Source organism: Nocardiopsis synnemataformans (assembly GCF_965343085.1).
Taxonomy (GTDB): domain Bacteria; phylum Actinomycetota; class Actinomycetes; order Streptosporangiales; family Streptosporangiaceae; genus Nocardiopsis; species Nocardiopsis alborubida.
In genome coordinates this window covers 40,196-59,311 of the sequence record NZ_CBDRFA010000049.1, presented here as the reverse complement: position 1 = coordinate 59,311, position 19,116 = coordinate 40,196, and the positions used below count along the sequence as shown (strand labels likewise).

General features: G+C 73.3%; 16 protein-coding genes and 1 pseudogene. 8 read left to right on the top strand and 9 right to left on the bottom strand.

Annotation, left to right across the window (positions count from 1 at the left end; all coding sequences use genetic code 11):
- The 4 genes from ACSIH6_RS25350 to ACSIH6_RS25335 form a co-directional block, all read right to left on the bottom strand.
- Window positions 1-632, bottom strand: a 632-nt coding sequence (locus ACSIH6_RS25350; RefSeq protein WP_435110819.1) for an isochorismatase family protein, incomplete at its 3' end; no start/stop codon positions are given.
- Window positions 632-2,041, bottom strand: coding sequence for an isochorismate synthase (locus ACSIH6_RS25345; protein WP_435110818.1), 1,410 nt, complete (start codon window positions 2,039-2,041; stop codon window positions 632-634). The genes ACSIH6_RS25350 and ACSIH6_RS25345, both read right to left, overlap by 1 nt.
- A complete protein-coding gene (locus ACSIH6_RS25340) occupies window positions 2,031-2,825 on the bottom strand; it encodes a 2,3-dihydro-2,3-dihydroxybenzoate dehydrogenase (RefSeq protein ID WP_488186027.1) in 795 nt (264 codons plus the stop codon). The genes ACSIH6_RS25345 and ACSIH6_RS25340 overlap by 11 nt, the downstream gene beginning before the upstream one ends.
- Before the next feature lie 206 nt (window positions 2,826-3,031).
- Window positions 3,032-3,427: a Fur family transcriptional regulator gene (locus tag ACSIH6_RS25335; protein WP_435110817.1), complete on the bottom strand. Its 396-nt coding sequence runs from the start codon at window positions 3,425-3,427 to the stop codon at window positions 3,032-3,034.
- Between the two features lie 351 nt (window positions 3,428-3,778).
- Here ACSIH6_RS25335 and ACSIH6_RS25330 point away from each other — a divergent pair, with 351 nt between their 5' ends.
- A complete protein-coding gene (locus tag ACSIH6_RS25330) occupies window positions 3,779-4,207 on the top strand; it encodes a hypothetical protein (protein WP_435110816.1) in 429 nt (142 codons plus the stop codon).
- Between the two features lie 21 nt (window positions 4,208-4,228).
- On the opposite strand, the gene ACSIH6_RS25325 is transcribed toward ACSIH6_RS25330, so the two are convergent.
- Window positions 4,229-5,029, bottom strand: coding sequence for a TetR/AcrR family transcriptional regulator (locus ACSIH6_RS25325; RefSeq protein WP_435110815.1), 801 nt, complete (start codon window positions 5,027-5,029; stop codon window positions 4,229-4,231).
- Window positions 5,030-5,129: 100 nt separating this feature from the next.
- Here ACSIH6_RS25325 and ACSIH6_RS25320 point away from each other — a divergent pair, with 100 nt between their 5' ends.
- From ACSIH6_RS25320 to ACSIH6_RS25305, 4 genes are all read left to right on the top strand, one after another.
- Window positions 5,130-7,427, top strand: coding sequence for a glycoside hydrolase family 3 C-terminal domain-containing protein (locus tag ACSIH6_RS25320; RefSeq protein WP_435110814.1), 2,298 nt, complete (start codon window positions 5,130-5,132; stop codon window positions 7,425-7,427).
- Between the two features lie 199 nt (window positions 7,428-7,626).
- On the top strand, window positions 7,627-8,490 hold the full coding sequence (locus ACSIH6_RS25315; protein ID WP_435110813.1) for an alpha/beta fold hydrolase: 864 nt from the start codon (window positions 7,627-7,629) through the stop codon (window positions 8,488-8,490).
- Between the two features lie 115 nt (window positions 8,491-8,605).
- Window positions 8,606-8,989: a hypothetical protein gene (locus ACSIH6_RS25310; protein WP_435110812.1), complete on the top strand. Its 384-nt coding sequence runs from the start codon at window positions 8,606-8,608 to the stop codon at window positions 8,987-8,989.
- A gap of 194 nt (window positions 8,990-9,183) precedes the next feature.
- Window positions 9,184-9,654, top strand: a complete 471-nt coding sequence (locus ACSIH6_RS25305) for a hypothetical protein (protein WP_435110811.1) — start codon at window positions 9,184-9,186, stop codon at window positions 9,652-9,654.
- Between the two features lie 69 nt (window positions 9,655-9,723).
- Here ACSIH6_RS25305 and ACSIH6_RS25300 read toward each other — a convergent pair whose 3' ends face one another.
- Window positions 9,724-10,503 carry an alpha/beta hydrolase gene (locus ACSIH6_RS25300; RefSeq protein ID WP_435110810.1) on the bottom strand — a complete coding sequence of 260 codons (780 nt, stop codon included), beginning with the start codon at window positions 10,501-10,503 and terminating at the stop codon, window positions 9,724-9,726.
- Window positions 10,504-11,030: 527 nt separating this feature from the next.
- Between ACSIH6_RS25300 and ACSIH6_RS25295 the strand changes: the two genes are divergently transcribed.
- Window positions 11,031-11,258 (top strand): hypothetical protein, encoded by a 228-nt coding sequence (locus tag ACSIH6_RS25295; RefSeq protein WP_435110809.1) that lies wholly within the window; start codon window positions 11,031-11,033, stop codon window positions 11,256-11,258.
- Window positions 11,259-11,409: 151 nt separating this feature from the next.
- Here the strand turns inward: ACSIH6_RS25295 and ACSIH6_RS25290 are convergent, their stop codons facing one another.
- On the bottom strand, window positions 11,410-12,576 hold the full coding sequence (locus tag ACSIH6_RS25290) for a helix-turn-helix domain-containing protein (RefSeq protein ID WP_435110808.1): 1,167 nt from the start codon (window positions 12,574-12,576) through the stop codon (window positions 11,410-11,412).
- A gap of 205 nt (window positions 12,577-12,781) precedes the next feature.
- Between ACSIH6_RS25290 and ACSIH6_RS25285 the strand changes: the two genes are divergently transcribed.
- Window positions 12,782-14,083 carry a M20 family metallo-hydrolase gene (locus tag ACSIH6_RS25285; protein WP_435110807.1) on the top strand — a complete coding sequence of 434 codons (1,302 nt, stop codon included), beginning with the start codon at window positions 12,782-12,784 and terminating at the stop codon, window positions 14,081-14,083.
- A 209-nt stretch (window positions 14,084-14,292) separates the two neighbouring features.
- Here ACSIH6_RS25285 and ACSIH6_RS25280 read toward each other — a convergent pair whose 3' ends face one another.
- The gene (locus tag ACSIH6_RS25280; protein WP_435110806.1) at window positions 14,293-15,627 is read right to left on the bottom strand and encodes an MFS transporter; all 1,335 of its coding nucleotides are present in this window, start codon (window positions 15,625-15,627) and stop codon (window positions 14,293-14,295) included.
- A 119-nt stretch (window positions 15,628-15,746) separates the two neighbouring features.
- On the opposite strand from ACSIH6_RS25280, the pseudogene ACSIH6_RS25275 reads away from it, so the two are divergent.
- Window positions 15,747-17,021, top strand: a pseudogene (locus tag ACSIH6_RS25275) (RNA-guided endonuclease InsQ/TnpB family protein).
- Window positions 17,022-17,206: 185 nt separating this feature from the next.
- Here ACSIH6_RS25275 and ACSIH6_RS25270 read toward each other — a convergent pair.
- Complete coding sequence (locus tag ACSIH6_RS25270) at window positions 17,207-18,853, bottom strand: amidohydrolase (protein ID WP_435110805.1); 1,647 nt, start codon at window positions 18,851-18,853, stop codon at window positions 17,207-17,209.
- Window positions 18,854-19,116: the final 263 nt, after the last annotated feature.

Here is a 19,116-nt window from a genome sequence, read left to right as displayed (position 1 = left end):
TTCAGGGCGGCCAGAACCTCCTTGGTGCTCACCGTCCCGGCGCAGCGGCGGGCTGCGTAGGACAGGGCCATCGCGTGGTCGCCCGCGGAGAAGTCCGCCACGGCGTCGGCCACGACGAAGGCCTGGACGTCGCGCATGAAGGCGTCGCACGCGGTCGTCAGGACGCCGATGTGGGCGTAGACGCCGCAGACGACCAGCTGGTCGCGGCCCGCGTCGCGCAGGTACCGCTCCAGGTCGGTCCTGGCGAAGGCGCTGTAGCGCCACTTGGTCATGACGATCTCGTCGTCGGCGGGCTCCAGGCCCTCCACGATCGCGGTGTGGGCCGGGTCGTCCCGCAGCCCCTCGCCCCACAGGTCGCGGAGCAGCCCCCGGTCGCCCGGGTCCTGGGAACCGGGCTGGGCGGTGTAGACGCGCGGCACGTCGAGTTCGGCGCACGCGCGCCGCAGGGCGCCGACGTTGGCCAGCAGGCTCGGCACCGGTTCCTCGTTCGGCGAGAAGGCGTCGAGGAAGTAGCGCTGCATGTCGTGGATGAGCAGGACGCAGCGGTCGGGGTCCACCGACCAGGACATCCGGTTGTCGGGCAGGTCGCCCTCGCCAGGCATGGGGTAGGGCTCGATCGAGGGAAGCGACATCAGGGGCGTTCTCCATGTGGTGTCGGAACGTGGATGGCGGGTTCCGGGTGGCCGGAACCCGGGTCAGCGGGGTTCGAGACGCTGGGATCCGGATCGGCGGACCCCGGGTCGACGGCTCCCAGTCCGAGGGCGTTGAGCATGGTGCGGAACTTGGCGCCGGTCTCGGCCGCCTCCGCGGCGGGCACGGAGTCCGCGACGATCCCGGCTCCGGCGAACAGGCGCGCCCGGGTTCCCGCGATCTCGGCGCAGCGCAGGGTGACGGCCCACTCCCCGTCGCCGTCCGCGTCGCACCAGCCGACGGCGCCCGCGTACAGGCCCCGGTCGAAGGGCTCCCACGCACCGATGGCCCGCGCGGCCGCCCCGGCGGGCGTGCCGCAGACCGCGGGGGTGGGGTGCAGGGCGGTGGCCAGTTCCAGCGCCGAGGGAAGGGGTTCCCGGAGCAGGCCCGAGACGGGCGTTCCCAGGTGCCACATGGTCGCGGTCGCGGTGACCGACGGGACCGCGGGCACGTCGAGTCGGGAGCAGAGCGGACGCAGGCGTTCGGCGATGGCCTCCACGACGAAGGCGTGTTCGCGCAGGTCCTTGGCCGACGCCAGCAGGGCCTCGGCGCGTTCGCGGTCGGTTGCCGGATCGGGGTGGCGCGGCGCCGAGCCCGCGAGCGGGTGCGAGCGCACCCGGGGGCCGCTGCGTGCGACGAGCAGTTCGGGGCTGGCCCCCACCAGGACCGGGACCGGTCGCCGGAGCGGCTCCTGACCTCCGCCGTCCGACCCGCCGGACGCACTGATTCGGCTCCCTCCGAAACCCCCGCCGGAGGTTCCGACGGAATCCCCGCCGAAGACCCCCGCGGCGACCGCGAAGTTGAAGGCGCCCGGGTTGTCCGCGGTGAGGCGGGCCAGAACGCGGCCGGGGTCGAGGGGCTCCGCCAGGTCCAGCAGCAGGGTCCTGGCCAGGACGACCTTGTCCAGCCCCTCGCGGGAGAGGCGTTCGGCGGCCAGCCCGACCAGGCGGGCGTAGTCGTCCGCGGAGGGTTCTTCGCGCAGGCGGTGCCGGGGCGGGGTGCCGGAGGGGGAACCCTCACCGGCCGTTCGCGGCGAACGCTCGTGGGGCGGCGGACCGGAGGGGGAGTCCCCGCCCGGAACGCGCGGCGGGCGCGGGCCGGTGCGGACGACATTCGCCACCATGAGCGCGGCCGGGGCGTCCGGCCGGAAGGGCAGGGCGCCCACGACCCGGGGGTCGTCCCATCCGGCGGCGCGGGCCTCGCGCAGGGTGTCCGGGACCGCCCGCGCGAGGCCCGCGCTCCCGCCGGGCAGGGGGCGAAAGCGCCCCCGCGCGCCGTCGACCGTCAGCGTGTGGTCGGGGGTGGACAGGACGAAGGGGCCGGGCAGGCTTCCGAGGGGTTCAGGCGCCAAGGCTCGCCCCTCCGTCCACGCGCAGGTCGTGCAGGGTGACGTGCCGTGCGCGCGGCGAGGCCAGGAAGGCCACGGCCTCCGCGACGTCGCCGGGCTGCGCCACCCGGCCCAGCGGGACGCCCGGGCGGAACGCCGAGGGATCGTTGCCGGGCGTCGCCTTCGGGGAGGAGGGCCCGTCCTCCCACAGCTGCCTTCGCATCGCGGTGTCGGTCGACCCCGGTGAGACGACGTTGCAGCGGATCCCGTGGGGTCCCAGCTCCAGGCCCAGGCACAGCGTGAAGTGGGTCGCGGCGGCCTTGGACGCGGCGTAGGCGGCCATGGCGGCCCTGGGCACCGCGGCGGCGTCGGAGCTGACGGTGACGATGTTCCCGGCGCCGCGCGGGACCATCACCCGGGCCGCGGCGCGGGAGACGTGGAAGACGCCGAGGGTGTTGACGTCGAAGACCTCCCGCCACTCCCGGGAGGGGAAGCCGGTGACCGCGCCCCAGCGCAGCACACCGGCGACGTTGACCGCGGCGGTGACAGCGCCCAGTTCCTCCTCGACCGAGGCCACCGCCCGCTCGACGGAGTCCTCGTCGGTGACGTCGACCGCGTAGCCGCGGACCCGGTGGCCCCGGGCGGTGAGCTCCGCGGCCAGGGCGCGGACCCCCTGTCCGGCGACGTCCAGGGCCGCGACGCGGAAGCCCTGTTCGGCCATCCCCCGGACGACGGCGGAGCCGATGCCTCCGGCGGCCCCGGTCACCAGGGCCACGCCGGGGTCTTGTACAGAACGGGTCGTGGACACGACCCTCCTCTCGTGGAATGCGGCAGCGGGGCCCGGGGGTCCGTGGCTGGCGAACCGGCTCCGCCCTGTGGGCTGTCCGAAAACGTTTCCGATGTGACGCGAGGGGTCTGACCTGCGGTGATCTTGTACTTATAGCGAGGTCCGGCGCGCCAAACTCGCTATAAGTACAAGATCGCGACGAATCGGCGCACCCTTTCGGCCACTGCCTAGGCGCAGCCCGGACACACGCCCGACAGCTCGAAGGAGTAGTCCAGGGAGCCGTAACCGCTGTCCTCGCGGATACGTTCGACGACACCCCCCAGCTCGTCCGCCTGCGCGATGTCCTCCACCCGTCCGCAGACCCGGCACAGCAGGTGGTGGTGCCGGGAGGAGGTCCTGCACAGCCGGTAGAGGCGCTCTCCCTCGGGCGAGTGGAGGGTGTCGAGGACGCCCTCCTCCGCCAGCCGGTGGAGCGTGCGGTAGACGGTGGACAGGCTGGGCGGCCTGCGGGCGCGGGAACGCCCTCCGGAGAGGGCGAGGTGGATCTCCTGGCAGCTGCGGAAGCGCGTGCTCCGCCCCAGGGTCTTGAGGACGACGTCGTCGTACTGGGACACCCGGGGCATCTCAGACAGCCGTCCGATCGGTCCTCACCGCGAACGGCGTGCCCGCCGCCCCCGGCGCTCGGCGCCGTCGCCTGCCTCCAGACACGTCACGGGCCTCCGGTCATGTGACACAGACTGCATGGAAATGATTTTCATAACCGTACCACGCTCGCGCCCGTATCACCTCAAAACCTCCCTAACCGCACCGGAACCCGCTCCCCCGGACCCCGCCGAAACCACCGCCCGACCGGACCCGGCACGCGTATCGCGGAATCCGCGAGGAACCCGGGGCCCGCCCCCGGAAACCGGGACGTCGGTGCACGGCCCTACGCTCGGTCCCGCACGTTTCCCTTCCACCGCAGAGGCAGGACCATGGGCGTCTCGCTCTACTACAGCGCCGCGCGCGCCACCCCCCTGGACGCGCGCGAGCACGCCCTGGCCGCCGAGGTGCTCGCGGAGGGCGAGAGGGCGCTCATGGAGGAGGCCGCCGCGCTGCTGCCCCGGTGGCACGCCGTGGGCGAGGTGCCCGGGTCCCACCAGCGGCCGGAGGAGGTGTTCGAGGGGCTCGGCCTGTACGACGGCCGCCACCTGTCGGAGGGCGAGGTACTGGCTGGCTCCAGCAAGCTTCCCCACCACACCTGCGGAGTCGAACCGCTCCTGTGCCAGCTGCGGCACTACCTGGGTGCGCTCACCCGGCTGCGCGGGGCCCTGCCAGACGCGCGCTGGAGCGTCCGGGTCGAGGACGCCGAGGTTCCCTGGACCGAGGAGGGCGGGTACGACATGGGCGGCGCGCCCGCCTGAGGCCGCGCCGCGGCCAGGCCCTCAGGGGCCGGTCCCCTCCCCCAGCGGGTTCGGCGCGGCGGGCCGCAGGCCGACGAGGCCGAGGAAGTAGGCCATGTGGTCGGCCATGTCGACGCCCGAGTCGTAGGCCCACTGCGCCTGTAAGCCGTCCATGAGGGCCACGCCCAGGACCGCCAGGCGGTCGGCGTCCTGCTCGGCCGGAAGCTCCCCCTTCCCCTGGAGGCGCCGGATCTCCTCCGCGATGGTCTCGCGGGCCGTGGCGTAGCGCTCCCGGAAGAAGTCGTGGGCGGGGTGCCCCTCCTCGGCGGCCTCCGTGGACAGGCGCGAGTACAGCTGCACGAGGCCGGGCACCTCGGCGTTGTGCCGGACCAGCCGGACTAGCGACTCCGCGATGCCGGGGCGCACGTCAGCGACCCCAGGACGCTCGCCAACGGCCTCGGGACGCCCGTCGTCGGCGCCGGAGCCCTGGCCGACGGCATCGGAACCCCGACCGGGAGCACCGGGGCGCTGGTCATCGGGGTACTGGCCATCAGGGAGCTGGTCAACGACGTCAGCCCCCTGGCCGACGGCGCCGGAGCGCTGCCGCACACCCTCCCCGTAGACCAGCAGGTCGAGCTCGTCGCGGTGGCGCAGGACCTCCACGAAGAGCCGCTCCTTGCTCCCGAAGTGGTGCAGCAGGCCGTTCTGGCTGAGTCCGACCGCGTCGGCGATCTCGCGCACCGTCGCGCGGCTGTACCCGTCACGCCCGATGACGGTGAGCGCCGCGTCGAGGATCTCCCCGCGCTTGGCCACGCCCTTCGCGTAGGAACCTCGTCGTGCCATGGCGCGACTCTAGCACTTGCCGCATGAAAACCGCATGACGTACTGTTTTCGCACGGACGCGCCACCGCCCTCCGTTTCCTCTGGACAGGAGCGAGCACCCATGACCCATGACCCGACCCCCGGCCCGAGCGGACTCACACTGGCGGAGAAGGCCTCGCTGAGCAGCGGCGCCGACTTCTGGACGACCAAGGCCGTGGGGGACGTCCCCTCGCTCGTGCTCACCGACGGGCCGCACGGCGTGCGCCGACAGGCCGGTGCCACCGACCACCTCGGCCTGTCCGAGAGCCTGCCCGCGACCTGCTTCCCGCCCGCCGTCGGCCTGTCCCAGAGCTGGGACCCCGACCTGGTCGGGCGGGTGGGCGCGGCCCTGGGCGCCGAGGCCGGGGCGCTGGGTGTCGACGTGCTCCTGGGCCCGGGGATCAACATCAAGCGCGACCCGCGCGGCGGGCGCAACTTCGAGTACTTCTCCGAGGACCCCCTCCTCACCGGCGTCCTGGGCGGCGCCTGGGTGAGCGGACTCCAGAGCACCGGCGTGGGCGCCTCGCTCAAGCACTTCGCCGCCAACAACGCCGAGCACGACCGGATGCGCTCCAGCTCCAACATCGATCCGCGCACGCTGCGCGAGATCTACCTGCGCGCCTTCCAGAAGGTCGTGCGCACGTCCGCCCCGTGGACCGTGATGTGCTCCTACAACCGCATCAACGGCGTCTACGCCTCGGAGGACCACTGGCTGCTCACCACGGTGCTGCGCCAGGAGTGGGGCTTCGACGGCGTGGTCGTGAGCGACTGGGGCGCGGTGCAGGACCGGCCCGCGGCGGTCGCCGCCGGGCTGGACCTGGAGATGCCCGGCGACGGCGGCGCGAGCGACGCGCGGCTCGTCGCGGCCGTGGAGGGCGGGGCCTGCTCGGCGGAGGACGTGGACACGGCCGCCTCCCGCGTGGCCGCCCTGGCCGCCAAGGCGCGCTCCTCCCGCCAGGACCGCGCGGCGGACTCCGCGCGAACCCTTGAGGTCGGCGCGCACGACGTCGAGGCCCACCACGCCCTCGCCCGCGAGGTGGCGGCGCGGTGCGTCGTCCTGCTCAGGAACGACGGCGCGCTCCTGCCGCTCGCGCCGGACGGGTCCGTCGCGGTGATCGGCGGGTTCGCCCAAAGCCCGCGCTACCAGGGCGGCGGCAGCTCCCACGTGAACCCCACGCGCGTGGACGTCCCGCTGGAGGAGATCCGCGCCCTGGCCGGTTCCGGCACGGTCACCTTCGCCCCCGGGTACACCACCGAGGCACAGGGCGGCGCGGAGTCGGGCGGTGCGGAACCGGGCGACGCGACGGGCCTGCGCGAGGAGGCGGTGCGCGCCGCGACCGCGGCGGACACCGCCGTGGTCTTCCTGGGCCTGGCCGAGCACCAGGAGTCCGAGGGCTTCGACCGGGAGCACATCGAACTCCCCGCCGAGCAGCTCGACCTGCTCGCGGCCGTCGTGCGGGCGCAGCCCCGGACGGTCGTCGTGCTCTCCCACGGCGGCGTGCTGCGGCTCGCCCCGGTCGCCGAGCTGGCCCCCGCGGTCCTGGACGGGGCCCTCCTGGGCCAGGCGGGCGGCGGCGCGATCGCCGACGTGCTGTTCGGCCGGGTCAACCCGTCCGGGCGGCTCGGCGAGACGGTGCCGGTCCGGTTGCAGGACACCCCCGCGTACCTGAACTTCCCCGGGGAGAACTCCGCGGTGCTCTACGGCGAGGGCCTGTACGTGGGCTACCGCTGGTACGACGCCCGCGACATGGAGGTGGCCTTCCCCTTCGGGCACGGCCTGTCGTACACGAGCTTCGCCTACTCCGACCTCGAACTGGAGCAGGACGGCACCGGCGTCACGGCGCACCTGACCGTCACCAACACCGGGGACCGGGCCGGGCGCGAGGTCGTGCAGTTCTACGTCGCCAAGCCCGACTCGGCCGTGTCGCGGGCCCCGCGTGAGCTGAAGGGCTTCACGGGCGTGACCCTGGAACCCGGACGGAGCGAGCGCGTCAGCGTCCTGCTGCCCCGCGAGGACCTGGCGTACTGGGAGGTGCGGGCCGACCGCTGGGTGGTCGAGGGCGGCGAGTACGTGGTGTCGGCGGGCGCTTCGAGCCGTGACCTGCGGGCCACGGCGGCGATCGCCGTCGAGGGCGACGCGCCGCGCCTGCCGGTGACGCTCGACTCCACGCTGGGCGAGGTGATGGCCGACCCCAGGGCCGTGGCCCTCCTCGCGGAGGCCTTCACGCCGCCGGTGGCGGCCGACGGCTCCGCCAACGCCATGGGGATGGACATGGTGCGCATGATGGCCTCGATCCCGATCCGCCGCCTGGCGAGCTTCGGCCCGGTGGGGCTGGACGACCTCGAAGAGCTCGTCGCGAAGGTCAACGCCGAGGACTGAGCGGCCGACCCGGCCGGGCGCGGGGCCCGGCCGGGCGACGGGTCCCACGGGCCGTCTCCGCGCGCGGCTGCGCGGGTCGGGTGCTGGCGCACGTACCCGCCCCAGAGGCGAGCCGTCTCCGCGCGGCTGCGCCCTCCCTCTTCCCCTCCCCTGCTCCGGGGCCCTGTACCGGCGGGGCGGCGGCGGGGATACTGGGGCGATGTTCGAGGGTTTCACCTCCCAGTCCGTCCCGCTCGGCGACGCGACCGTCTTCGTGCGCCACGGCGGCCGGGGCCCAGCCGTACTGCTGCTGCACGGTCACCCCCGCACCTCGGCGACCTGGCACCGCGTCGCTCCCCTCCTGGTCGAGCGGGGCTTCACCGTGGTCTGCGCCGACCTGCGGGGTTACGGGCGCTCCCGCGGCCCCGCGCCCTCACCGGACCACACCAACCACTCCAAACGCGCGGTCGCCGCCGACATGGTGGCGGTGATGCGTCTGCTGGGCCACGACCGGTTCGCGCTCGTCGGCCACGACCGGGGCAGCTACGTGGCCCTGCGGTTGGTCCTGGACCATCCCGACCTGGTCTCCCGGGTGGCGCTCATCGACTGCCTGCCCATCAGCGAGCACCTGTCCCGGATCACGCCCGAGTTCGCCACGCGGTGGTGGCACTGGTTCTTCTTCGCCCAGCCGGAGGTCCCCGAGCGCGTGATCAACGCCGATCCCGACCGCTGGTACACCGGTGACCCCGGGAGTATGGGGCGGGAGAACCACGAGGAGTGGCGGCGGGCGGTGCGCGACCCCGAGGTGGTGCGGGCGATGCTGGAGGACTACCGCGCCGGTCTGACCGTCGACAGGGCGCACGAGGAGGCCGACCGCGCCGCCGGGGGTCGGCGCGTCCGGTGCCCCACGCTGGTCCTGTGGTCGCTGCGGGACGACCTGGAGGAGCTGTACGGCGATCCGCTGCGTGTCTGGCGGACCTGGGCGGACGACGTCCGCGGCCACGGCATCGACTCGGGCCACCACGTCGCCGAGGAGGCCCCCGAGGAGCTGGCCGCGGCCCTGGGCGACTTCCTCACCGGGTGAGCCGCCCACGGGCTCCGCGCCCCGCCCAGCCGGGACGGACCCGCTGCCCCGGTGCCCCGCTGCCCCGTCCACGCGGATCGAACCGCCGAGCCGCCTGTTTCCAGAGAGGCCCCTGATGCGCACCCACATCGTCTGGTGGGACCTGTCCCGGTCCGCCCAGACCATCGAGTCCCTGCGCGCGTACCTGGTCGACCGGTCCGTCGCCGCGTTCGCCGACGTACCCGGGCTGCGGTTCAAGGTGTGGATCGCCGACCCGGAGACGAACCGGTGGGGCGCGGTCCTGGTGTGGGAGTCCGCCGAGGCGGCCGCGAGACCGGTTCCCAGTCGGGCCGCCGCCCTGATCGGCTACCCGCCAACCGAGTCGCACTCCTTCGACGTCGAGGCCACGATCGAGGGGCGCTACGAGGACGCCCGGCTGGCCCTGCGCGGGCTCGCCTTCATGGACGCCGCCCCCGGCGCCGACGGTGCTGCCGGAGCCGACGCGCACGACGAGGCGTAGGTCCCCGGCACGGGGATCGGTCCCGGAACACCACCCGCACGGCGTCCGCAGGAACCCGGCCCGAGTCCGGGTCGTTGCACCTCCGTAGTACCCGCCGGAGTTTTTCGACAAAAACGCGGGGAATGCGTTCGGGAAGTAACGGATGACTGGGTAGAGGGCTGGGGATGTGCCAAAGCAGACAGCCGGAGGTTGAGATGACGCAGGGTATCGGCGACCCCGGACCGATCGTGCGCGCGCTGACCGCTCTGGGTCTCCCTCCCGTGTTCGATCCCCAGCACCGCAGCGGCGGCGCGAGCGAGGAGGACGTGCCCGCGCTGACGCAGAGCCTGATCGCCGCGGCGGAGATCCAGGCCGGTCCGGATTCGGTGCGCCCCGGCGAGGGCGCACCGAACGCGTGGGCCCACGCGGTACAGGATCGGGAGGTGGGTCAGGCACTGCTGTACCGCAGGATGGAGCGGACCGTCAGCGACTGGCAGTGGGCGACCGACCCGGCCCCCTCGCGGCCGGGTGCGGCGGCGGAGGCGGCGATGTGCGCGGCGCACGCGCTCATCGCCGTGCACTCCGCCCCCGACGGGCACCATGTCCGGGCCGCGCTGGAGGAGGCGGAGGACGCCCTGTTGGCCGCCGTGGTGCTGGTACGCGGTTCCCGCTCCGCGGCCGCGTAAGGCGCACGTCCCCCTCGTGCCAGGAGTCCGTACCGCCTCGGGGGTACGGGCTCCTGGCACGTGCGGGTCCTACCGTTCCAGGAAGTCGGCCATCACCGCGGCGAGGCGGCGGTGGGCCTCGGCGTCGCCGATGTCGGCGGGGAGGTCTCCCGCCTGGGCCCCGTAGGCGCCGAACTGGGCGTGGTTCATCCCCTGGATCTGGTGCGTGTGCGCGCCGGGCGGCAGGTTCACGCGGTTCTCCTCGACCGTCGCCGGGTCGGACAGGCCGTCCCGGCTGCCCGAGACCGAGATGACCGCGAGGTCCTCGCGTTCGGCCAGGCCCGCGCCCTCCGTGGCGTAGGAGCCCCACAGGACCAGCCCGACGACCGTGTCGTCCGTGCGCCCGCCGAGGTGGGAGGCGGCCATCGCGCCGCCCAGCGAGTGCCCGCCCACGTACCACGTGTCGGCTCCGTCGCCGTGGTCGGCGATGGCGCGGTCGGCGCGGTCGGTGTCGAACACCGCGAAGTTCAGCGGCATCCGCGGGATGACCACCCGTACGGCGCTGTCGGCGGCGATCCGCGCCCAGGGCGCGACGTAGGCCTCGGGTGCGACGCGCGCGCCCGGGTAGAAGACGACTCCGGCCTCGGGTGGGGCGTGGGTGGAGGCGACGACCACGGCGTCGTCGGTCGCGGCCACCTCCACGCCGGGGGTGGCGACCGCCTCCCGCAGCGCCCGCGGCTGCGCCTGGTAGGGGTTGAGCGCCCAGACGGCGAAGCCGCCGACCGCGAGGACGAGCAGGAGCGTCAGGGCGAGCGCGGCGATCCCCAGCGCCTTCTTGGCGCGGCCGCGTTCCCGGTTCTTTTTCTTCACGCTTTCCAAGATACTTGTTTAATGAGGAAAGATCGGAGGTAGCGGTACGGGCACACGGGCCGGGCGCCCGCACCGACCAGACGCCGACCTCCGACCACGGGGATAAGCCATGACCGCCGCGACCGCCTCGCATACCCCGTCCACCCGCGCGTCCCTGCTGGGCCTGGACGGCGTTCGCGACCGCGCTCGACCTCTCCGTCCGGTGGCTCAACGCGGGCGGCTGAGGGCGGACACACCGCGGGCGCAACCACAGGACGGTTTTCGGTCGGAAAAGAAACCCCTTTGTGGCCCTGGGTAGATTGCCCGACTCGGGGCCCGGCCCCGACCCGACCGCGGCAGGGCGTTTCCGCAGTTCACATGCTCCTTTCGCCACGTTCACCCCGGTTCGGCGCACCCCCTCGGAGCGACACGGAGCACACGAAAATCGCTGTCCTGATTTTTATCGTTCCGTTATGGGGAATGACCTGGGCACCAGACGGAGAGTGCTGCCGTCACACAGGAGGAGTACCGAGCAAGAAAGAGGAAGCATGCGGATCACCCAGCCGAGCATGAAGCGCATCAAGCTGGTCGTCCCCGACACCGTCGACTTCGTCGGCATCCGCGACCTCGACGGGACCTTCACCAAGGTGGCCTCACCGAAGAAGAGCTACCGCTTCAAGCGTGAGGACGCCTCCTTCGACTTCGCCGCCACCGGCCGAACGGTGGACGAGGACGGGGACAAGGCCGAGATCTTCACGGCGGTGCGCGTGAACTGACGGCGTCCCCACCCGCCTTCCTCGAAGAGCCCCTCAGCGCACGGAGGCCGCCACGGGCGGCCCGGGACCACCTCCCGGGCCGCCCGTGCTGCACGCGGGGGCTTCAGGGGACCTCACCGACCTCAGGGGACCTCACCGACCTCAGGGGACCTCACCCGCGCCCGGCGCCGCCGCGGCCCGAGAACAGCACCAGGGCCTGGGCGGCCTCGGCCGGAACGGTCAGGTCCAGGCCCGTGGTCTCGCGGAACGCCTGGAGCCGGTTGACCACCGTGTTGCGGTGGCAGTACAGGGCCTCGGCGGTGGCCTTGACCGACCCCGTGGCGGCGTAGTGGGTCAGCGTCTCCAGCAGCCGCGCCCGGCTGTCCCCGTCGAGCCGCTCGAAGCGCTCCACGCGGTCGCGTCCGAAACCGGGGATCAGACCGCGCAGCTGGTCGTGGGCGATGGCGGACCAGACGTCCTCCTCCCGGACGAACCCGCCGCCGGTGTCGGCGTAGCCGGACAGGACGCGGGCCGCCTCGACGGAGGCGGGGACCGCGGCCAGCCCCCGCACCCGCGCGACCAGTCCCCCCGAGGCCCCCGGGGCCAGGTCCGGCCACGGCGTCCGGCCGCTCTCGCGCACCAGGGCGACGCCGTCGTCGAACTCCCACGCCAGGCCACCGCCGCGTTCGCGGACGCGGGCCGCGGACCGCTGCTCCCGCTCCGGGGGCGGCACGACGAAGGCCACGTCGAAGGTCCCGTGCTCAGGGAGCCCCAGGGTGCCCGCCACCTCGGACGCCACGGCGGCGGCCCGGCTCCCGGAGTTGAGCAGCCGGGAGAACGCCTGGGCCGCCGCGGCCCGGGAGTCGCGTTCCAGGGCGGCCCGCTCCTCCAGGAAGGCGGCCTGCACGTCGCTGATGTACTGCTCGACCGTGGTCAGGATCTCCTCGGCGTGCAGCACGAGGATCTGCGAGGAGCCGGGCCCGCCCGCGCGCACCAGGCCCGCCCAGAGCACGCGGAAGTCGAGCCGGACCGCCTCCAGCAGGTGCTCGCGCGCCACTCCCTGGCGGGCCCGGCGCACACCCAGGCGGGTGGAGAGGTCGCGCAGGTGGTCCGGTAGGGGCACTCCGGCGATCCGCCGGGTGAGCATGTCGAAGGTCTCCGTCGCGCTCTGGCGCAGGTCGGAGTCGGAAACCATGCCGTCGGTGTAGTTGCCCAGGGCCGCCAGGCGCTGGAGGAAGTCCTCGACGAGGTTCTCCCGGTCCTCGGCGAGCAGCTCGACCATGCCCGCCCAGGAGCGGGGCTCGTCGGCGGGCGGGGCCTGCTCCGCGGGGTCCGTCACGACCGCCTCCCTTCGTGCGTCTCGGCGGCGTTCGGCTTCCGGCGTCCGGCGCGCGACATGCGGCACCGAGTCTATGTGCACATGCACAGCACCCCGGGGGAATCTTGTGTGGATGACGATTGAGCGGCGCGGGGCGCGTGGCGAGGATGGACGTGGCCCACGCCCGACCCCCCGCGACCCGACGTTCTTCGAGAGGAACACCGCCATGACCGCACACGAACAGGGTCCGTCGCAGGACGCGTCGTCCGCCGACACCCGCTTCCTGGAGGACTTCCGGGCCATGAGCGCCTTCGGCGCCACGCCGTCGGGGGGCGTCGACCGGCAGGCCGCCACCGGGCCCGACATCGCCCAGCGGCGGTGGTTGGAGGGACTCCTGGTCGAGCGGGGGCTGCGGGTGGTCTACGACCGCGTCGGCAACCAGTTCGGCCTGCTGGAGCGGGTGCCGGGCGCCCCCTACGTGGTCGTCGGCTCGCACATGGACTCCCAGCCCACGGCGGGGCGCTACGACGGGGCCTACGGCGTGCTGGCCGCCGCCCACGCCGTCTTCCGGATCGCCGAGCAGGACTCCGCCGCCGGAGCTCCCGCGCCCGTGTACAACCTCGCGGTCGTGAACTGGTTCAACGAGGAGGGCTCGCGCTTCACGCCCTCCATGATGGGCAGCGCCGTCTACACCGGTTCGCTCCCGTTGGAGACGGCGCTGGCCGCGCGCGACGCGGACGGGGTCACGGTGGCCGAGGCCCTGGCCCCGACGGGTTTCCTGGGAGAGGGTGACGGCCCCGAGGCCGCCTTCTGCGCCGAGATCCACGTCGAGCAGGGGCGCGTCCTGGAAGAGTCCTCCACCACGATCGGCCTGGTCAGCGCCAGCTGGGCCGCGCGCAAGTACGCGGTCACCGTCCACGGGGAGCAGGCGCACTCGGGGGCGACCGTGATGGCCGACCGTCGGGACGCGCTCGTGGGCGCCTCCATGCTGGTCGTCGCCGCACGCGAGCTGGCCGACCGGTTCCCCGGGGTCCTGCACACGGCCGTGGGCCAGCTCGACGTCTACCCGAACTCGCCGGTGGTGGTGCCCTCGCGTGCCGAACTGCTGCTCGACCTGCGCTCGCACGACGAGGAGGTGCTCGCCGAGGCCGACCGGCTGCTCCAGGAGCAGGTCGCCCGCATCGAGGCGGCGGCCTCCGTCACCGTCGAGCAGACGCTCTCCCACTCCTGGGGCGTCAACCCCTACCAGCCCGAGGGCGTGGCCCTGGCCCGCGCCAGCGCCTGGAGCCTGGGCCTGAGCAGCGGCGAGGTCATGACCGTGGCCGGTCACGACTCCATCAACATGAAGGAGCGCGTGCCCACGGTCATGCTCTTCGTGCCCTCGGTCGGGGGCGTGTCCCACAACGAGGGCGAGTACACCGAGGACTCCGACCTGGTCGCGGGCCTGGCGGTGCTCACCGACGTGGTCCGGCGGCTCGGCGCGGGCGAGCTGGCCTCCGAAGGGTCCTACACCCCCGGGCGCGCGTGAGCGCACCGTCCGGCGTCTGAGCCGGAGAGCACCGAGGGGTCCGCGCGACGTGCGCGGGCCCCTCGGTGCGTCCGGGAGCGCGACCGCCCTCGCCGCCCGGCGACGCGGCACCCGCCGACCCCTCGTGCGCGTGTGGGCGAGCACGGAACGCCGAACGGGCGGTGACCGGAAGACTCCGGTCACCGCCCGTCGCGTTCTCCTCCCTGAGGTCAGCGCACCACCACGTCGTCGCGCACGCGCAGCCGCTCGCCGTAGAAACCGCCGACCGCCGTGACCAGGGCGATGCCCAGGAACAGCGCCGAGGCCACCCAGGACCGGCCGTCCGCGCTCTCCAGCAGGGCCGTCGCGATGAACGGCAGGAAGCCGCTCAGGGCACCGGCCAGGTTGTAGGCCAGCGCGACGCCGCTGTAGCGCAGGTGCGCCGGGAACAGCTCGGTGAGCAGCGCGCCGGAGACCGCGTAGGCGATGGACAGGAAGCCCACGCCCGCGGCCACCGCCAGCACCACCAGCACCGGCGAGGCGGTGTCGATCATCCAGAACACCGGGAAGGCGATCACCGCCGTGGCGATACCGCCCCACATGGTGACGCGGCCGGGGCCGAGCTTCTCGGCAAGGCGCCCGAAGTAGACGATCACGGCGATCTGCACCACCGCGGCGACCAGGGTGGCGTTGACCATGAGGCTGCGCGACAGCCCGAGGGTGTCGGTGCCGTAGCTGATGGCGAACGTCGTCATGACGTAGAAGCCGCCGACGCCCAGCATGGCGGAGGCGATCGCGATGAGGAGCCTGCCCCACGCGTGGCGGAACACGTCGATCGCGGGGACCTTGGAGCGCTTCTCCTGCTTCTCCATCTCCTCGAAGACCGGCGACTCCTCCACCTTCTGGCGGATGTAGACCGCGATCAGCAGCAGCGGGAACGCCGCCAGGAACGGCAGGCGCCAGCCCCAGGAGTCGAACTGCTCGGCGGGCAGGAGCAGGACCAGCGAGAAGGCGCCCGAGGAGAGCAGGGTGCCCACGGGCGACCCGATCTGCGGCAGCGCCGCGTAGCGCCCGCGCTTGTCCGGCGGGGCGTGCTCGACGGCGATGGTCACCGCGCCGCCCCACTCGCCGCCGACCGCGACGCCCTGCACGAGCCGGAGCAGGGCCAGCAGCAGCGGAGCGGCGATGCCGATCGAGGCGAAGTCGGGCAGCAGGCCGATGAGTCCGGTGGCCACACCGATGGAGACCACGGTGATCAGCAGCGCCGGTCGCCGTCCGATCCGGTCGCCCATCCAGCCGAACAGCACCGCGCCCAGCGGACGCGCGACGAAGCCGACGCCGAAGGTGGCGAACGCGGCCAGGGTGGCGGCCGTGGCGTCCAGCGTCGTGAAGTACAGCCGGTTGAACACGAGCGCGGCGGCCGTGCCGAAGAGGAAGTAGTCGTACCACTCCAGGGCGGTGCCGACGAAGGCCGCGAAGGCGATCCGGCCCGCGTCGCGACCGCTCACCTCCGGCCCGCCCCGGGCCGGGCGCTCCTCGGTCGCCTCTGGGTCGAGGTCACTCATCTGTTTGTCGGACGTGGATACCCCGTCCTTCAGGACGGGAAGAACACGCCCTCTCCTTTCTGTGACTTTCTGTTGGATTTTGCTCACGCGACCGCAGGGCGGCCGCTACGGTGTGTGCCATGGCCAGGAAGAGCGTGAAGCGGGCCTATCGGTACCGCTTCTATCCGACCGATGCGCAGGCGGCCGAGCTGTCGCGCACGTTCGGGTGCGTGCGCCTGGTCTACAACCGGACCCTGGCTGAACACACCGCCGTCTGACAGCAGCGCCGGGAACGGGTGGGCTACTCCCACACCTCGGCCATGCTCACCGCCTGGAAGAAGACCGAGGAGCTGTCCTTCCTCACCGAGGTCTCCTGCGTCCCCCTCCAGCAGACGCTGCGCCACCTGCACACCGCGTTCGGCAACTTCTTCGACCAGCGTGCGCGCTACCCGCGCTTCAAGTCGAAGAAGAAGTCCCGGGCCTCGGCGGAGTACACCGCGAGCGCGTTCCGCTACCGCGACGGCCAGCTCACCCTGGCCAAAATGACCGACCCGCTCGACGTGGTGTGGTCGCGGCCCCTGCCCGAAGGAGCGCGCCCCTCGACGGTGACGGTCTCGCGTGACGCGGCCGGGCGCTGGTTCGTCTCGCTGCTGTGCGAGGACACCGTCGAGTCGGCTCCGGCCGCCAACGACGCGGTGGGTGTGGACATGGGTGTGACGTCGCTGGTGGCGTTGTCCACGGGGGAGAAGATGGCCAACCCCCACCACGAGCGACGCGACCGCGCCAGGCTGGCCAAGGCACAGCGGGCGCTGTCGCGTAAGGCCCAGGGCAGCGCGAACCGGGACAGGGCGCGGCGCAGGGTGGCGCGGGCGCACACCCGCATCATGGACCGGCGTCGGGATTTCCTGCACAAGCTCTCTACTCGACTCGTCCGCGAGAACCAAGTGGTCGTGATCGAGGACCTGGCGGTGCGCAACCTGGTCAGGAACCGCAGACTCGCCCGGGCGATCTCGGATGCGGCCTGGCGTGAGCTGCGCACGATGTTGGAGTACGAGTGCGCCTGGTACGGGCGGGACCTGGTGGTCGTGGACCGGTTCTTTCCTTCCTCCAAGGCGTGCTCGACTCCCGGGTGCGGATACGTGCACGCGTCGTTGCCGCTGCACGTACGGACGTGGACATGCCCCCGGTGCGAGGTGGCCCATGATCGGGACGTGAACGCGGCGCTCAATCTCGAAGCCGCCGGGCTGGCGGTTGGGGTCGGGCCCCCGCTGTGTGATCATGGCGAAGCCCACACAGTAGGGGCGGGAGCTGGTGTGAGACCTCAACGGGAGTCCTCCCGGACGGGGCGACCGGCGACGAAGCAGGAAGGCCACGGGGCGACCCGTGACGAGGCCCTGGCCTCGAACCACCGGTAGGTGGTTCCGGATTCTCCTGCCTTCAGGCAGGAGAGGAAGTCAACGTTGGTTTCTCCTATTCGCTGGGGGATGGGGCGGGGCCGGGCGGACGTTCGCCCGGTGCCGCCCGTCGGGCACGGGTCGGGACGGACCGGTCCTGGTCGGATCAGCACGGCCCAGGTCGGAGCGGGCCGTGTCGGACCGGGTCAGGCCAGACCGTCGAGGTTCTCCGCACCGTGCACGCACTCCCCGCCGACGAGGGTCGCCAGGACGCGGATCGTGCCGATGCCCTCCTCCGCGGTGTCCACGGGGTCACGGTCCAGAACCACCAGGTCGGCGAGCTTGCCGGGGGTCAGGCTGCCCCTGCGGTGCTCGTCGTGGCTGGCCCAGGCCGCGTCCATGGTGTAGGCCCGCAGGGCCTGCTCGGCGCTGACACGCTCGTCGGCGGCCAGTACGGTTCCCGAGGCGGTCGCGCGCTCCACCATCGACTCCATGCCCAGGAGCGGCGCACCCGGGGCGACCGGCCGGTCCGAGCTGCCCGGAACGCGCAGCCCGTGGTCGAGGAAGGACCGGTGCCGGTAGAGCCAGGGCACGCGGTCCGGGCCCACGGCGGCGGCCATGCCGTCGCCCAGGGCGTACAGGAACCGGGGCTGGGGCACGGGGACCAGGCCCGCCTCGGCGATGCGGGGCAGCTGGTCCGGGCGCACCACGCCCGCGTGCTCGATGCGGTGGCGCACGTCGGGGCGCGGCAGCGCACGCTGCGCCTCGGCGAACGCCTCCAGGGCGACGTCGACGGCGTCGTCGCCGATGGCGTGCGCGGCCACGCGCCATCCCGCCCGGTGGGCGGCGACGACCAGCGCGCGCATCTCCTCCGGGGAGTTCTGGTACACGCCGTGGCCGTGCCCGCAGAGCGGTTCGGTGACGGCGGCGGTGCGGCCGATGAGGGATCCGTCGAGCCAGATCTTCATCGGCCCCAGGCGCAGCCGGTCGTCACCGAAGCCGGTGCGCAGCCCCAGGTCGATGCCGGTGTCGATACCGTCGTCGGCGTGCCCGCCCAGCGGGTGCATGTTGTCGGCGGCGACCATGAGCTCGACCCGGGGAAGCAGCTCGCCGCGGTCGCGGGCGAGCTGGTAGGCGGCGGCCTCCACGGGGGTGCGGCCGATCAGCCCGCGCCCGATGCCCGCCTCCACGACGTGGGTGAGGCCCTCGGAGGCGTAGACCCGGGAGGCGCGCGCGAGCGCGTCGGCGAGTTCGGTCACGGGGTAGGGCATGACCAGCGCGGTCACCAGTTCCTGCGCGCGCTCCTGGAGCAGACCGGTGGGGGCGCCCGCGCCGTCTCGGACGATCACTCCCCCGTCCGGGTCGGCCGCGGCGGTGTCGGACACGGCGGTGTCGATCCCGGCCTGGCGCAGGACCGCGCTGCTGACGGTGCACATGTGGCCGGAGCGGTGCTTGAGCCACACGGGTCGGCCGCTCCCGGCCCGGTCGAGGCCGTGGCGGTCGGGGTGGGCGCCGAGCAGGGCGTCGTCGTAGCCGGAGCCGACGATCCACGTGCCCTCGGGCAGCGTCGCGGCCGCGCGGGCGACCGCGTCGTAGAGGGCGTCCAGGGTGGACACCGTCTCCAGCTCCAGCTCGGCGAGCGACTGGCCGAACCACGCCATGTGGTTGTGCGCGTCCCCGAAGCCGGGGACGACCACGGCGCCGCCGCAGTCGACCGTCCTGCGCGCGGGCAGGTCGGCGACCTCCTCGTCCAGGCCGAGGACGCGCCCGGCGGCGATGCCGAGCACCGTGGCGCGGGGCCGGTCGTCGTCGACCGTGCGGATACGGGCGTTGGTCAGTTTGAGGTCGAGCATGCTGGAGGCGTTCTCCGTGGGGTGGAGCGGTTGGGACGGCTGCGGCGGTTGGGTCCCAGGCGGGGCGCGCGGCCGGACGGACCGGCGTGCCGGATCCGCCGGACGGGCAGACAGACCGGGCGTACCGGACCCGCCGGGCGAACCCGACGTGCCGCACGGACGTACCGGACCCGCCGGACGTACCGCGCGGGCGTTCGGCGGCGGGCGTGGACCCGCCCGCGCCGTGGAGGGCGCACGCGGTCCCACCCCTGATGGTGCCGCAC

Bases quoted from the DNA above. Each gene is read 5' to 3' on its own strand.
- ACSIH6_RS25320 (WP_435110814.1), top strand. From the start codon at position 5,130: ATGACCCATGACCCGACCCCCGGCCCGAGCGGACTCACACTGGCGGAG.
- ACSIH6_RS25325 (WP_435110815.1), bottom strand. From the start codon at position 5,029: ATGGCACGACGAGGTTCCTACGCGAAGGGCGTGGCCAAGCGCGGGGAG.
- ACSIH6_RS25305 (WP_435110811.1), top strand. From the start codon at position 9,184: ATGACGCAGGGTATCGGCGACCCCGGACCGATCGTGCGCGCGCTGACC.
- ACSIH6_RS25285 (WP_435110807.1), top strand. From the start codon at position 12,782: ATGACCGCACACGAACAGGGTCCGTCGCAGGACGCGTCGTCCGCCGAC.
- ACSIH6_RS25270 (WP_435110805.1), bottom strand. From the start codon at position 18,853: ATGCTCGACCTCAAACTGACCAACGCCCGTATCCGCACGGTCGACGAC.
- ACSIH6_RS25295 (WP_435110809.1), top strand. From the start codon at position 11,031: ATGCGGATCACCCAGCCGAGCATGAAGCGCATCAAGCTGGTCGTCCCC.
- ACSIH6_RS25335 (WP_435110817.1), bottom strand. From the start codon at position 3,427: ATGCCCCGGGTGTCCCAGTACGACGACGTCGTCCTCAAGACCCTGGGG.
- ACSIH6_RS25310 (WP_435110812.1), top strand. From the start codon at position 8,606: ATGCGCACCCACATCGTCTGGTGGGACCTGTCCCGGTCCGCCCAGACC.
- ACSIH6_RS25315 (WP_435110813.1), top strand. From the start codon at position 7,627: ATGTTCGAGGGTTTCACCTCCCAGTCCGTCCCGCTCGGCGACGCGACC.
- ACSIH6_RS25280 (WP_435110806.1), bottom strand. From the start codon at position 15,627: ATGAGTGACCTCGACCCAGAGGCGACCGAGGAGCGCCCGGCCCGGGGC.
- ACSIH6_RS25330 (WP_435110816.1), top strand. From the start codon at position 3,779: ATGGGCGTCTCGCTCTACTACAGCGCCGCGCGCGCCACCCCCCTGGAC.